The organism is Stenotrophomonas sp. 05N37, assembly GCF_056397365.1.
Genome location: NZ_JBFTNG010000004.1, coordinates 270583 through 284780, shown reverse-complemented (window position 1 = coordinate 284780; position 14198 = coordinate 270583). Strand labels below are relative to the sequence as shown.

The 14198-nt window shown below is 68.7% G+C and carries 13 protein-coding genes; 11 read left to right on the top strand and 2 right to left on the bottom strand.

What is annotated here, in order from left to right; all coding sequences use genetic code 11:
- Positions 1–83 precede the first annotated feature (83 nt).
- The 3 genes from AC1DGC_RS14105 to AC1DGC_RS14095 all read left to right on the top strand — a co-directional run bounded on the left by AC1DGC_RS14105 (position 84) and on the right by AC1DGC_RS14095 (position 2784).
- Positions 84–689, top strand: a complete 606-nt coding sequence (locus AC1DGC_RS14105; protein ID WP_394161898.1) for a glutathione S-transferase family protein — start codon at positions 84–86, stop codon at positions 687–689.
- 146 nt (positions 690–835) lie between these two features.
- Positions 836–2281 (top strand): amidohydrolase family protein, encoded by a 1446-nt coding sequence (locus AC1DGC_RS14100; protein WP_394161899.1) that lies wholly within the window; start codon positions 836–838, stop codon positions 2279–2281.
- Between the two features lie 131 nt (positions 2282–2412).
- The gene (locus AC1DGC_RS14095) at positions 2413–2784 is read left to right on the top strand and encodes a DUF805 domain-containing protein (protein ID WP_478048168.1); all 372 of its coding nucleotides are present in this window, start codon (positions 2413–2415) and stop codon (positions 2782–2784) included.
- Between the two features lie 332 nt (positions 2785–3116).
- On the opposite strand, the gene AC1DGC_RS14090 is transcribed toward AC1DGC_RS14095, so the two are convergent.
- Positions 3117–3746, bottom strand: coding sequence for an NAD(P)H-dependent oxidoreductase (locus tag AC1DGC_RS14090; RefSeq protein ID WP_478048167.1), 630 nt, complete (start codon positions 3744–3746; stop codon positions 3117–3119).
- Between the two features lie 81 nt (positions 3747–3827).
- On the opposite strand from AC1DGC_RS14090, the gene AC1DGC_RS14085 reads away from it, so the two are divergent.
- The 8 genes from AC1DGC_RS14085 to AC1DGC_RS14050 all read left to right on the top strand — a co-directional run bounded on the left by AC1DGC_RS14085 (position 3828) and on the right by AC1DGC_RS14050 (position 11397).
- Positions 3828–4433: a TetR/AcrR family transcriptional regulator gene (locus tag AC1DGC_RS14085; RefSeq protein ID WP_478048166.1), complete on the top strand. Its 606-nt coding sequence runs from the start codon at positions 3828–3830 to the stop codon at positions 4431–4433.
- 346 nt (positions 4434–4779) lie between these two features.
- Positions 4780–4971, top strand: coding sequence for a hypothetical protein (locus AC1DGC_RS14080; RefSeq protein ID WP_259202609.1), 192 nt, complete (start codon positions 4780–4782; stop codon positions 4969–4971).
- Positions 4972–5102: 131 nt separating this feature from the next.
- On the top strand, positions 5103–5858 hold the full coding sequence (locus AC1DGC_RS14075) for a hypothetical protein (RefSeq protein WP_478048165.1): 756 nt from the start codon (positions 5103–5105) through the stop codon (positions 5856–5858).
- A gap of 124 nt (positions 5859–5982) precedes the next feature.
- Complete coding sequence (locus AC1DGC_RS14070) at positions 5983–6990, top strand: alpha/beta hydrolase (RefSeq protein ID WP_394161910.1); 1008 nt, start codon at positions 5983–5985, stop codon at positions 6988–6990.
- A gap of 128 nt (positions 6991–7118) precedes the next feature.
- Positions 7119–8495 carry a YncE family protein gene (locus tag AC1DGC_RS14065; RefSeq protein ID WP_394161912.1) on the top strand — a complete coding sequence of 459 codons (1377 nt, stop codon included), beginning with the start codon at positions 7119–7121 and terminating at the stop codon, positions 8493–8495.
- A gap of 48 nt (positions 8496–8543) precedes the next feature.
- Positions 8544–9590: a heme/hemin ABC transporter substrate-binding protein gene (locus tag AC1DGC_RS14060; protein ID WP_478048164.1), complete on the top strand. Its 1047-nt coding sequence runs from the start codon at positions 8544–8546 to the stop codon at positions 9588–9590.
- Positions 9587–10630 (top strand): FecCD family ABC transporter permease, encoded by a 1044-nt coding sequence (locus AC1DGC_RS14055; protein ID WP_478048163.1) that lies wholly within the window; start codon positions 9587–9589, stop codon positions 10628–10630. Before AC1DGC_RS14060 ends, AC1DGC_RS14055 begins: the two co-directional genes overlap by 4 nt.
- Positions 10627–11397 (top strand): heme ABC transporter ATP-binding protein, encoded by a 771-nt coding sequence (locus AC1DGC_RS14050; RefSeq protein WP_259202615.1) that lies wholly within the window; start codon positions 10627–10629, stop codon positions 11395–11397. The genes AC1DGC_RS14055 and AC1DGC_RS14050 overlap by 4 nt, the downstream gene beginning before the upstream one ends.
- A 331-nt stretch (positions 11398–11728) precedes the next feature.
- Here AC1DGC_RS14050 and AC1DGC_RS14045 read toward each other — a convergent pair whose 3' ends face one another.
- On the bottom strand, positions 11729–13927 hold the full coding sequence (locus AC1DGC_RS14045) for a TonB-dependent siderophore receptor (protein WP_478048162.1): 2199 nt from the start codon (positions 13925–13927) through the stop codon (positions 11729–11731).
- Positions 13928–14198: the final 271 nt, after the last annotated feature.

The following is a 14198-nucleotide window of genomic DNA, read 5'->3' as shown; positions in this document are numbered from 1 at the left end:
CGCAATGGTGGCTAGCCTGAATCCAGGGTGCAAGCCTGGCAGGCCGGCACCGTTCCCGCACCATCATCCTCAAGGAGTTCCCGATGTCCCTCGTCTTCTATTGGCACCCGATGTCCAGTGCCACCCCGGTCGCCTGCGCGCTGGCCGAACTGTCCGTGCCGCATGAGCGGGTGCGGATCGATATCCGCACAGGCGAGCAGCGTACGCCGGCATACCTGGCGATCAATCCGAACGGCAAGGTGCCGTGCCTGGTGGTGGACGGCACGCCGTTGTTCGAGGGTGTGGCGATCCTGCAGTGGCTGGGCGGGCGCTACGGCGTGGCGCAGGGGCTGTGGCCGGCCGATGACAGCCCGGCGCGGCTGCAGGCGCTGGCCTGGACCAGTTGGGCCTATGTCACCTATGCGGCGCTGCTGAGCCGGCTGTCGCTGGCCACCGCCGATGAGGCGCTGCGCAACCACGCGCATGCGGCGGCTGCACTGGCCGGGGTGGATGGCTTGCTGGATCTGCTGGAAGCACACCTGGCCGAGCGACGCTGGATGCTGGGGGAGGCTTACTCGCTGGTCGACCTGGTGGTGGGCTCCGTCGTCGGCTATGGCGTGTACGTGGGTGCGGACGTGGATGCCCATCCGGCGGTGAAGGACTGGCTGGGCAGGCTGCAGGCGCGCCCGGCCATGCAGGGCGAGGTGTAGTCGCCGGCGACGCGACGTGCCCTGTCGACGCCGGACGGCGCGGCAGGGCATTTGCCTTGTGCATGCGGCGCATGCCGAAATTTAACTGGTGCATGCAGGCGGCACGGTCTTAAGGTGGCCCGTCTTCCTTCCCTCCCTGCCGCCCCATGAAAACCACGCTGTGTGCCTTGGTTCCCGCGCTGTTGCTGCTGGCCGCGCCCGCATTCTCCGCCGAACAGGCGGACCTGATCATCCGCCACGCCACCGTGGTCGACGTGGAGCACGCCCGTACGCTGCCCGACCAGAGTGTCGTGGTGCGCGGCGCCGACATCGTGGCAGTGGGGGATGACACCGTCATTGCGCGGCAGTGGTCAGCCACGACCAAGGTCGAGGCCAAGGGCCGCTACCTGATCCCCGGGCTGTGGGACATGCACGTGCACTTCGGCGGCGGTCCTGCGCTGATCGAGGAGAACAAGGCGCTGCTGCCGCTCTACATCGCCCACGGCATCACCACGATCCGCGATGCCTCCGGCGATCTGCCGGCGCAGGTGCTGGCCTGGCGCGGCGATATCCGTGACGGCCGCCTGGCAGGGCCGCAGTTGTTCACCTCCGGCGCCAAGATCGAAGGCATCAAGCCGGTCTGGAAGGGGACCCTTGAAGTGGGCAGCCAGGCCGACCTCGATGCGGCCTTGCTGCGGCTGAAGCAGGACCGGGTGGATTTCGTGAAGATTACCGACAGCACGCTGACCCCCGAGCTGTTCCTGGCCGCAGTGCGTGGCGCGCGCGCCAACGGCCTGCGCGCCTCCGGCCACATCCCGATGGCGCTGACCGTGCAGCAGGCAGTGGACGCGGGGATCAGCTCCATCGAACACCTGGACTACGCCTACAAGGCCGGGGTCAAGGACGAGGCGGCGATCGCCGCGGATTTCGCGGCCGGGCGCATCGATCGCGCCGAGGCCAATCGGCGCCTGGATGCCGGCTTCGATCGTGACACGGCGATGGCGGCCTACCGCGGCTTTGCCGCCAAGGGCGTGTTCGTGACCCCGACGCTCAACGGCGGCCGCATCCTGGATTTCCTCGACCAGGACGACCACGCCAACGATCCGTACCTGGCCTATATCGGCCCGAAGCTGCAGGCCACCTACGCCTGGCGCGTCGAACGTGCGGCGAAGGCGACGCCGGCACAGGTCCAGGCGCGCCACCAGGAATACCACCAGGTCGCCGCGGTGCTGCCGATGCTGCAACAGGCCGGCGTAACGATCATGGCCGGTACCGATGCCGGCTTCCTCAACTCGTTCAACTACCCCGGCATCGGCCTGCACGACGAGTTGTCGCTGTTCGTCAAGGAGGGGCTGACCCCGGCGCAGGCATTGTCCGCGGCCACGCGCGCGGGCCCGGCGTGGTTCGGCACGCTGGACCGCTACGGTGGCATCGCCAGCGGCAAGGCCGCCGACCTGGTGCTGCTGGACAACAACCCGCTGCAGGACATCAACGCGACGCGAGCGATCGACACGGTGGTACTGCGTGGGCAGGTGTACGACCGCAAGGCGCTGGACGCATTGCTCGAACAGACGCGGGCCAAGGTGGCGGCGTGGCGCACCGCGGAAGGGTGAGCGTGTCAATACCGGAAGTGCCAATCAAAAACGGCTGAACAACTGCTATCCTGCGCGCCGCCCTGCTACATGGGCCGCAGTCGCGGCCATGGAGAGGCAGGTCTTTACACTTTCAGGATGAAGTGAATCCCATGAATTCGATGTTGATCCCGCTTACCCGTTACGCCCAGTTCGACGGCCGTGCCAGCCGCAAGGAATTCTGGATGTTCTACCTGTTCGTCATGCTGGTCACCGTGGTCGGCTACATCGGCATGGGGATTGGTGCGGCCATGGGGAGCGACGTGCTGACGATGCTGTTCGGCGCGATCGTCATCCTCTTCATCCTGGCCACGCTGGTACCGTTTATCGCGGTGTCCGTGCGCCGCCTGCACGACACCGACAAGTCCGGCTGGTTCATGCTGCTGGGGATGATCCCGTTCGCGGGCATCGTGTTGCTGGTGTTCTACTTGCTGCCGGGCACCCCGGGCGACAACCGCTTCGGCCCCGCCGCACCGGCGGTCTGACCGATTGCACCACGCTGGACCAAAGCGCCCCGCATCGCGGGGCGTTTTTTTGGCACTTCTCCCACCCACCGCCTGGAAGAGTGCTCGGCTCTCAGCCTCTACCGCAAGCGAGCGCCATCGCAGCAGCCGGCAGGACTCTGGGCAGAAAAAAGGAGGGGGCCGGCTGCGGCCGGGGAAATTGTGCACCGAGGGCCTACCGGCTGCTACGAAGCCCACGCGCTCGCGGTGACCCCGAACGCAGACACCCGCCACCTCCACGTGTCGGCGGCATTTGCCGTCAACATGGGTAGCTCGCGCTCACTCCGCAACGGCACTTGCAACCAGGCGCTCCCTCAGATGGGAGCAGCACCTTCCTGGAGCAAGCAGGAACGCGCGTCTTGCCCGATGGACCGACCCAGTGCGTAGCCGGCCTGCAGATGCGGCGTCGCGTCGCCTGCGTCCACCGCCAGCAGCACGGTCGCGCTGACCACCGGGGCGCCGCAGTAGTCGAAGATGCCGGTCTCGATCTGGGTTTTCATCGCCACATCGTAGCCACGCTTGCTCCAGGTGCGTTCATCGGCGCCGCCCAAGCCGAGCAGGTGCACCCTGAGTCGCCCGAGCTTCTTGCGGACAGCGCCGTCGCCGGCATCGTCATACGCCCATCCGTTGGAGAACACCCGGTCGATCCAGCCCTTGAGCTGCGCCGGCATCGCCCACCAGTACACCGGAAAGACCAGCACCACCGCGTCGGCGCGATCCAGGCGCGCCTGCTCGGCGAGGACATCGGCGGGGAAGGGATGCCGGCGGTGGTGGCCGTCCAGGTCGGCGCGGGTGAACCGCGGGTCGAAGCCTTCCGCGCTGAGGTCGGCCAGTTCCACGCTGGCGGCCGGGTCGGCGGCGGCGATGCCGCGACTGACTTCCGCGGCGACGGCATGGGTGAGGGAGGTCGGGTCGGGGTGGGCAATGACGATCAGGGTATGCATGGGCTGTCCGGTGACGTTGGGGGCGGGTGGCGGTATACTTTTGGTAAGTTACGACCCGTAAGTTACGATTGGTATATAGCCATGTCAAGCTCGCCCAGTGCCGCTGTGCCCTCGCCACGCCGACGCCTCAGCCGCGCCGACCGGCTGCAGCAACTGCTTGCCCAGGCCTGGCAACTGGTCCGCGAGGAGGGCACCGAGGCCCTGAGCCTGGGTCGGCTGGCCGAGCAGGCCGGCGTCACCAAGCCGGTGGTGTATGACCATTTCGGGACCCGGGCCGGGTTGTTGGCGGCGCTGTACCGGGACTTCGACCAGCGCCAGGGCGTGGTGATGGACGCCGCGCTGGCCGCCAGTGGCCCGACGCTGCAGGACAAGGCCGGGGTGATCGCGCAGGCCTACGTGGCCTGCGTGCAGACCCAGGGGCGTGAGATCCCCGGGGTGATCGCAGCGTTGGCCGGCTCGCCGGAACTGGCGCGGATCAAGCGCGAGTACGAGGCGATCTTCATCGAGCAGTGCCGCACCCTGCTGGCCCCGTTCGCGCGCGCCGGCGTGCTTCCGACCGCGGGATTGTGGGGCATGCTCGGCGCCGCCGAAGGCCTTTCGTATGCGGCGGTGAACGGGGATATCACGCCGCAGCAGGCGCAACAGGAGTTGGCGGACACCATCATCGCGATGGTGGCGCGCGCCTGACGCACGGCGTGCGCGACGCAGCCGAGCATGGCTCGGCTCTACCCCGGTACGTGTCACGCTAGCGCAGCCGAGCATGGCTCGGCTCTGCCTGGTGCGTGTCACGCTAGAGCAGCCGAGCATGGCTCGGCTCTACCTGTGCATGCGCATGTCAGGCGGCGGCTCGCGCGCGGTAGCCACCGTGCGCATGTGACACCGGAGTGGACGTTCGCGGCCGCGTTCTGAATTGTTTACCGAGATGTCGATGGCGTCTACGCATGATGGCAGGCAGCGCACGCGACGGTAACCTCATCGCGTCTAGGGTGCATCCACCGGCATCATTTCGTTGCCGCATTCCGGAGATGCACAGATGGGTACCAACCAGAACCCGCAGCAGAACCAACAGAATCAGCAGGATCAGAAGAATCCGGGCCAGCAGGGCCAGCAGGGCCAGCAACAGCAGCAGCGCGACCCGCAGCGCCAGGGCCAGCAGCAGCAACAGGACCAGGACCAGAAGCGCGAGCGCACTGCACAGCAGGGCGGGCAGGACGAGGAAGAATAAGTCGTCTGCCAGCTGAATATCGTGCCAAGGCCCGGCCATTCGGTCGGGCCTTCGCATGTGCGGTACCGGCGTATGATGCTCGCCCGTTCCGCGTCGGCCGCACGTCGATGCCATTGCAAAGGATTGTCTGTATGTCTGTTGTGTTCCCGCGTTGCACGCTGTTGGCCATTGCGTTGTTCAGTGCCGGTGCCAGCGCAGCGCCCGGCGCCATCGAGCCATTGCTGGAGCGCAGCCCGAACGTGACGTTCACGCAGGGCGGGAGCGATGGAAAGCCTGTGTTCCGTGGCCAGCTGCAGCAGTTCGCCAACGGCGATACGCTGCTGCGCGTCGGTGAGGGCGAGGGCCAGCCGGTGCTGCTGATCCTCTGCTCGCAGCAGGGGTGGATCAATCCCGTCGGCGAAACCGGCAGCGGCAAGCGCCTGGCCGGGAAAGACCTGCAGGCGCTGCGCATGATGCAGTACATGGGCACGTTGACCGGCGTTGCGATGGTGCAGGGCATCGGCGGCGAAACGTTGCAGGTGCCGTCCTCGGGCGCGGCAGTGGCGTCCACCGGCAGCAACCCCTGGGCCTACGGACGCGAACAGTTCACCGTGAGTACCCGGCACGTCGCCGGGCAGGGCCTGCAGGTGCGCGCGGTCAAGACGTCGCACGGTGCCACCGCCGCTGCCGACGATCCGGACGCGACCTTCAGCACCGCCGACGACCGCCAGGCACGGTTGGCCGAGCTGGAGCCGGTAGGGACCTGGCGCGAGCTGGTCATCGCCGACGGCGAGCGGCCGGCATCGGTGCCGGCGGCGATGTCACTGCGTGGCTGGCTGCCGAGCGCGCCGGGTGGCAAGGCGGTTGCCACGGTGGGCGAAGGCCGGAGCGCCTGCAACGCGGAGTGAAAAACGGCGTGGGCGATACACGTCGACACACCGATCGATGTGATAAGCATTCGCATTTGGGGTAGACTGCGTCGTCCCCATGTGAAGCGGGTGCGCGGCCTGCCGCCGCCGCCCCTGAGTGCCCATGACGTTGTCCTTCGCCGCCTGCGGTCGCCGCTTGCCCGCCCTGTTGCCGCTCGCCGGCCTGCTGTTCGGCCTGGCCTGTGCCGTGCCGTCGGCGTCTGCGCAGCAACGCAACCCGCAGCAACGGGTCAGCAATACGATCTTCGAGCAGAAGGCCGAGAGCTACCGCTTCGAGCGCTTCACCCTGGACAGCCCGGACGGACAACGCCGCTGGCAGGTCAACATCGGCATTCCCGCGCGCGCTGGCAAGGCGCCCGCGCCGGTGCTGTACATGCTCGATGGCAATGCGGCCGCACTGGTGATGGACCAGCCGCTGCTCACCCAGCTGGCGGCCAGGGCGGCGCCGGTACTGGTATTCATCGGTTACGACAACGACCTGCGGATCGACTCGCCCGCGCGCACCACCGACTACACCGCGTGGATCGATCGGGCCGATGACGAAAACGGCACGCCGGCCGTGGTCGGGGGCGGTGCGTTCGCCTTCCAGGACCTGATCGAGCGCCGGATCAAGCCGGAAGTGGAGAAGCGCGCCAACATCGATCGCGGGCGGCAGGCGTTGTGGGGGCATTCGCTGGGTGGGCTGTTCGTGCTCAGCAGTCTGTATACCCGGCCGGCCGCGTTCCAGTACTACGTCGCGGCAAGCCCGTCGTTGTGGTGGAGCCAGGGTGCCCCGCTCGGCGACATGGAGCAGCAGTTCCTGGCCAACCAGCATGGCCAGAAGGCCCATGTGTGGGTGATGCTCGGCGGCGCCGAGCGCACCGGCGATCGCGGCACGCGCGACCTGACCAATCCGCGCGTGGTCGCGCACCTGCGCCGCATCGGCGGCGCCACGCCGGATGCCGCCATGCAGCTCTCGCAGCGCCTGGCCAAGGTGCCGGGGCTCGAGGTGCAGTACCGCGAATTCGACGGCCTCGGCCATGGCCCGATGTTGCAGGCCTCGCTGCAGGCCACGCTGGCCGCGCTGTATGGCGTGGACGACCGCAGCAAAGCTGCGCCGGCGCAGCCCTGATTGCCGCATTGAACCACCGCGCGCCGTGCCGCGCACCCGCTACCCAGGCTCCCTGTGCACCCTCGCACCGGCCCAGGCAATCGATGAACCGCCGCGCGATGCGCGGTACCCCGTGCAAGGAGCCTGTCATGTCGTTCCAATCCTCACTCCGTCTCTCCACCCTGGCCGCCGGCCTGCTGCTGGCCGTGGCCAGCCACGCACAGCCGGTGTTCGACCAGCCCGCCAGCGTGTTCAAGGGCACCGTCGTCTCGCGCGGCGAGAATGTCGTGCCCGGCAGCCATGCCGAGGTGATCGGTCGCGGCTTCGTGCCGGGCCAGCAGGTCAGCCTGGTGCGCGGTGAGACCGTGCTCAACGCGCAGCCGCTCAGCGTGGATGCCGAGGGCAACTTCAAGACCCAGCTGCAGATCCCCGCCGACGCGGTGCCGGGCACCCACCCGGTGGTCGTGCGTGCCAGTCAGCCGGCCGCCGCCACCGTGCTCAAGCTGCGGGTGTCGCCGCAGCTGCCGTTGTCGGGGCAGGAGCGGTTTGCCAGCCAGTCCAACAAGCTGGTGCAGGGCCTGTACCAGTCGGCCTACAGCGCGGCCAGCAACGCGGTGTTCGTGACCTCCGCGGTCGGCCGTCCGCCGGTGACCCAGTCGCAGCTGCTCAAGGTGGACCCCGGCAGCCTGAAGGTGGTCAAGGCGATCACGCCGGCGCAGGTGCCCGATGCCAAGGGGGGCAGCGTATTCGCGGTGTACGGCGTGGGCGTGGACGATGCCAACGGCAACGTGTGGGTGACCAACACCCGCCAGGACAGCGTGGCGGTGTATCGCCAGTCGGACCTGTCGCTGGTCCATCAGTTCCCGGTAGGGACCGTGCCGCACGCCCGCGACGTGGTGGTCGATGCCAAGCGCGGCAAGGTATTTGCCTCGGCCACGGGCGAAGACCACCTGTCGGTGTTCGATGCGAAGACGTTCAAGGCGCTGGCGCCGATCACGCTGGCCTCGGGCGTGGACGATGGAAAGTTCACTCCGATGAGCCTGGTGCTCGACGAGGCCAGCGGCAAGCTGTTCACGGTCAGCATCGGCACCCCGGAAGCAGCGGTGATCGACGTGGCCAGCGGCAAGATCGACAAGGTGATCGACCTGGGTAATTCGATCAGTGCGTCCGGCGTGGCCTACGACCCGCAGCAGAACCACCTGTACGTGGCCTCGCAGGGTACCGACAACCTGCTCATCGTCGATGTCGCCAGCGGCAAGGTGCTGCACGACGTGGCGGTGGGTGCGGGCGCGCTCAACGTGGCCTTCGACGCGAAGACCGGACTGGCCTACGTGACCAGCCGCGGTGCCGGCACGGTGACCGTGGTCGACCGCAGCGGCAAGGTGGTCGGCAACCTCGACGGCGGCACCTTCCCCAACCATGTGCGTGCGGACGGCAAGGGCAACGTGTTCGCGGTGAACAAATCGCGTGGCACCGACGATGCCAAGGGCGACCGCATCACCCGTATCGCGCTGCGCCAGCCATAAGCCACAGGGCAGGGCGGCAGCGTGCCGTCCTGCCGAAGGAGCAACGAGATGAACATGACCCATTGCGCGCGGCTGCTGCCGCTGGCCACCGCCCTGTTGCTGGCTGCCTGCGGAGGCACGGCGCCGCCGCCGGCGGCCGATGCCGGCACGGCCGCGGTGACCACCAGCAAGGGCGCCGACGCCGCGCCCGCACTGCCGGCCGGCTGGACGCGGCTTGACGGTGGTGCGCTGCCGAGCCTGACCGGCCAGGCGGCCATCCTGCCGGCCAAGGTGCGCTCCGACGACGGCGCCGAGGTGGAGGTGGACGACACCGGTCGGATCATCGTTGGCGGTGATGATGTGATCGCGGTGATCGATGCGCTCGGCCTGGGCGCGCAGGTGTTCGCCGCGCCGAAGAACACCACCACCGCGTCCGGCCGCGCCGCGCCGCACCAGTTCCTGTTCAACCGCACCACGGGCGTGGAAGGCGTGCTGAGCCTGCAGGGCTCGCTGTTCCTCGGCAACAGCCTGCGCCGGCATACCGAGCTGGCGCAGAAGCTGCGCGCGGTCGGTGAGCCGGCGGTGGTGGTCGACGACCTGCAGCCGGCGCCGGACAAGGTGCGCAAGATCGCCGCCGCACTCGGGCTTGCCGCCGCCGGCGAGCAGTTGGCCGGCCAGGTGCAGCAGCAGCTGGACCAGGCCGCTGCGATCGGCAAGGCCAGTGGGCACGCCCCACGGGTGATCCATGTCTCGGCCACCGGGGCCGGCGGCGCGCCGACGGTGGCCGGCGCGGACAGTGCATCGGCCCAGCTGATCACCCTGGCCGGGGGCCTCAACATCGGCACCGAAGCCGGCGTGGCCAACTACTCCGCGTTGAGCAACGAGGGCGTGGTCGCTGCCGCACCGCAGGTGATCCTGGTCACCGAGCATGACCTGCAGTTGTTCGGCGGCGCCGATGGCCTGTGGAAGGCGTATCCGACGCTGAAGCAGACCCCGGCCGGCCAGGCCAACCGGGTCTGGGTAATGCCCGATGTGCAGCTCAAGTACGCCAGCGTCGGCTCCGGCGTGGGCGCACTGGCGCTGGCCAGGGCGTTGGCGGCGCTGCCGCCGGCATGAGTCCGGCGGATCGGCGGCGGCGCAGGGGGCGGGGCATGCTGATGCTGGCGGCAGCGGCCCTGCTGCTGGCGGTGCTCGCCTCGTTCGCGGTGGGGCCGTTGCGGTTGCCGCCGCTGGAGGTACTGCAGGCGATCGCGGTGAAGCTGGGGCTGGTCGACCCGCAGTCGGTCAGCCCTCGCGACCTGGCAGTGGTATGGCAATTGCGCATTCCGCGCGCGCTGCTGGGCGCCATGGTGGGGGCGGCACTGGCGATGGCCGGCGCCAGCCTGCAGGGCCTGTTCGGCAATCCGCTGGCCGACCCCGGCATCGTGGGCGTCAGCCAGGGCGCGGCGTTGGGGGCGGTGGCCGCGATCGTGCTCGGTGCGGCCGGCGCCGCCGGCTGGATCGTGCCGGTGGCCGCGTTCGTCGGCGGGGCGCTGGCGATCAGCCTGACCTACGTGCTGGCGCGCCCGGGCAAGGGCAGCGGCAACGCCACGCTGCTGCTGGTGGGGATCGCGATGGCCGCGTTCTGTTCGGCGCTGATCGGCTTCCTCACCTACATCGCCAGCGAGAGCGAACTGCAGTCGCTGGTGTTCTGGCAGATGGGCTCGCTGGCCCGTGCCAGCTGGGGCGACGTCGCCGCGGTGGCGCCGTTGTTCGCCATCGGCGTGCTGGCATTGCAGCGCCTGGCCACGCCACTGGACATGCTGGCGCTCGGGGAGCGCCAGGCCCAGCACCTGGGGCTGGACGTGGCGCGCACCCGGCGGCGCCTGGTGGCGTTCAGTGCGTTGCTGGTCGGCGCCGCGGTGGCCTTCGCCGGGTCGGTGGCGTTCGTGGGCCTGGTGGTGCCGCACGTGGCGCGCATGCTGGTGGGCCCGGGACATCGCTGGATGCTGCCGGTGTCCGGCGTGCTCGGTGCGGTGTTGATCGTGGCGGCCGATACCGCCGCGCGCACGCTCGATCCACCGGCGGAGATTCCGCTGGGGCTGTTCTCGGCGGCCCTGGGCGCGCCGTTCTTCCTGTGGCTGGTGCTGCAGCAACGCCGCAAGGAGACCCCATGAGTCCCTTGTTGCGCCTGCGCGGGGTGACCGTGCGTCGCCAGCAGCGCGAGATCCTGCACGGCATCGACCTGGACGTCGTGCCGGGCACCGTCACCGCGCTGGTCGGCCCGAACGGGGCGGGCAAGTCGACCCTGCTGGCGGTGGCGTCCGGCGATCTGCCCGCCGATGCCGGTGAGGTGCTGCTGCAGGGCCAGCCATTGGCCGGCTACAGGGCCGGACCGCTGGCGCGCGAGCGCGCGGTGATGCCGCAGGAACATGGCGTGCGCTTCGCCTTCAGCGTGGAAGAAGTGGTGGCCATGGGGCGGCTGCCGCATCCGCCGGATCCGGCACGCGATGACGCACAGGTGGAGCAGGCGATCGACGCGGCGGAACTGCAGGCACTGCGCCAACGCGAGGTGCAGCAGTTGTCGGGCGGGGAATCGGCACGCACCACCTTCGCGCGCGTGCTGGCGCAGCAGACCCCGCTGTTGCTGCTGGATGAGCCGACCGCCGCACTGGACCTGCGCCACCAGGAGCGCACGCTGCGCACCGTGCGCGGCCTGGCCGATGCGGGTGCCTGCGTGATCGTGGTGCTGCACGACCTCAACCTGGCCGCCGGCCACGCCGACCGCATCGTGCTGCTGGAGCAGGGCCGGATCGCGGCCGACGGCACGCCGGCCGAGGTGCTGACCGAAGCCACCCTGGGCCGTGTCTACCAGCAGCCGGTGATCGTGCTGCGCCACCCGCAGCGCGGCGTGCCCCTGGTAGTAGTGGCCGACCCAACGTAGAGCCGACCGTTGGTCGGCTGCACGGGTAACGTGCCGAAGCGGAGTCCGTAGAGCCGACCGTTGGTCGGCTGCACAGGTAACGTGCCGAAGCGAAGTCGGTAGAGCCGACCGTTGGTCGGCTGCGCAGGTAACGTGCCGAAGCGAAGTCAGTAGAGCCGACCGTTGGTCGGCTGCACAGGTAACGTGCCGAAGCGAAGTCCGTAGCGCCGACCGTTGGTCGGCTGCACGCGCTTCCCGATCAAGGCCACGAAAACGCCAACCGTCGGCCGGCTCCAAACACGAAGACAGGTGAGCCAGCGCCCGGCGCTGCCGGTGACCCGCCGAGGCGGAGTTACCAGCCGAACCTCGCCGTCGCCATGACCGTGCGACCGCTGCCGTAGTAGCACGACGACACGCCGGTGCAGGTCGAGACAAAACGCTTGTCGGCCAGGTTGCTGCCGTTGAGCGCCAGCTGCACGTCGGTGCCGCCGATGCGGCCGAGGTCGTAGCGGATGGCGGCGTCGAACAGGGTGTAGGACGGGATCCGGTACAGGTTGGCGCTGTCGCCATAGCTGACCCCGTTGTAGCGGGCGCCGGCGGCCAGGCTCAAGCCGCGCAGTGCGCCGCCCTGGAAGGTGTAGTCGGCCCAGAACGAGGCCGTGTAATCGGGCACCATCGCCAGCGCCTTGCCCTTGTAGGGTGCCGAGCGGGTCATCTCCGAGTCCATCCGCGATGCCGCGCCGATCAGGCTGAAGCCTTCGATCGGGGTGATCCGGCCCTCCAGTTCGATGCCGCGCACGCGCCCTTCATCGCCCTGGATCGAACAGGTGGCGGTGCCGGTGGCGCCGCAGTTGCGGTGGCTGGCCACCGGATCGTCGACGATCATGTTCTGCTGGCGCAGGTCGTACACGGCCAGCGTAACCAGGCCATCGACGGCGGCCGGCTGATATTTCAGGCCCGCCTCCCATTGCGATCCGGTGACCGGCTCGAACGCGGTCTGGGTGAAGCTGTCCAGCGGCGACTTGGTCGAGGGCTGGAACGACTCGGCATAGCTGACGTACGGGGTAAGGCCGTCGTCGAACACATACAGCAGGCCGGCGCGACCGGTGAATGCCTCGCTCTTGATCACGCTGTGCCCGCCAGGCGTGGAAACGCCGGTGGCGATATTGCGGTTGGCGCTGCTGCTGTCGTCCTTGGTCCAGTCATACCGCCCGCCCAGGGTGAGGCGCCAGTTTGCCAGTGCGATCTGGTCCTGCAGGTACACGCCGCTCTGGCGGTTGACCCCGGCGGTGGGCGTTTCGGTGCTCAGCGTGGGCGCGTAAGTCGAGTACACCGGGTTGAAGATGTCGATCGGGCGCGGGCTGCTCATCGCGCTGCGCACGCCTTCCCAGTCGGCACGCTGCCAGTCCCAGCCCAGCAGCACGGTGTGGTCTGCCGCACCGGTGGCGAAGTGGGCCTGCAGACGAGTATCGAACGTGTCGCCGTCCGAGTCGCCGGTGCCCATCACGCCGCGACGGTTCTGGGTGCGGCCATCGGCGTTGAGCGCGCCAAAGGTGACCACGCCCCGGTACAGCGAATCCACATGCGTGCGGCGCGCGCTCTGGGTCAGGGTGAGGTGGTCGTTGAACGCGTGCTCGAACATCCAGCCGGCCGTCCACAGCGTGCGGTCGAAGGTGTTCCAGCCCGGCTCGCCGATGAAGGTGCTGTTCTTCATGTAGCCGTAGCGGGTCGGGTTGAGCGTGCCGGCGGCCGGCAGGAACTGGTACGTCGAGCCGCCGTCGTCCTTCTGGTACAGGCCCAGCAGGGTCAGGCGGGTGCGCGCGGCGATCTGCCAGGTGTAGCTGGGTGCCAGGAACCCATGCGTCTGCCGGGTGTGCTTGATCTGGGTGTCGCCATCGCGGTACAGGCCGACCAGGCGGAACAGATGGTCGTTGTCGGCGGTGCCGGTGCCCACGTCGAAGGCGGCGCTGTACTGGCCATTGGCATCCACGCCCAGGCGCAGTTGCTGCGCCTGGTCCGGCGTGGGGGTCTTGCTGACCTGGTTGACCATGCCGCCGGGGGCGATCTGCCCGTACATCACCGCCGAGGGCCCCTTGAGGACCTCCACGCGCTCCAGGTTCCAACTGTCGAACATGCTGCGGTTCCACTGGCTGCCCTGCGGCGCACGCATGCCGTCCAGGGTGACGTTGTTGGACCAGCTGCCGGCATCGAAGCCGCGGATGCGGAAGTCATCGACGCGGTTGTCGATGCCGCTGCTTTCCAGGCTCACCCCGGCCACGTAGCGCATCGCATCGTTGAGCGACTGCACACCGCGCGCATCCAGTTCGGCGCGCTCGATCACCGACACCGACTGCGGCGTTTCGGCAATGCTGGTGCTGGTCTTGGTGGCACCGCTGGTGCTGTTGGCGGCGCGGTAGGCATTGACCTTGACCGCGTCGAGATCGGTCGCGGTCTGCGCGTGCGCGGGAAACACGCCGGCAGCGGCCAGCACACAGGCCAAGGCAAGCAGGTTGGGGCGCAACCGGCGGGAGGATTCGGTGGGGAAGGGCATGACGGATGACTCGAAGGCACGGAAGGGGTGCGGGAACTGGCTTGCGCAAGGCGGCCCGGAGCCGCGACCCGCGTCGTTCGCGTCGCCTGGGGCGACGTTTGCCCGGAGCATTCTAGGGATTTCGCCACATTATGCAATTGCGACCCATTCGCATATACGGGGCACGTATCGGCGGCAATCCGCACCATGGCTGGAGCCTATCCGCCACCGGTCGCCTCAGCGTTCCATGCATGAGTGCAATAAAGGCTTGCGCATGCCGCGACGAGGTCTA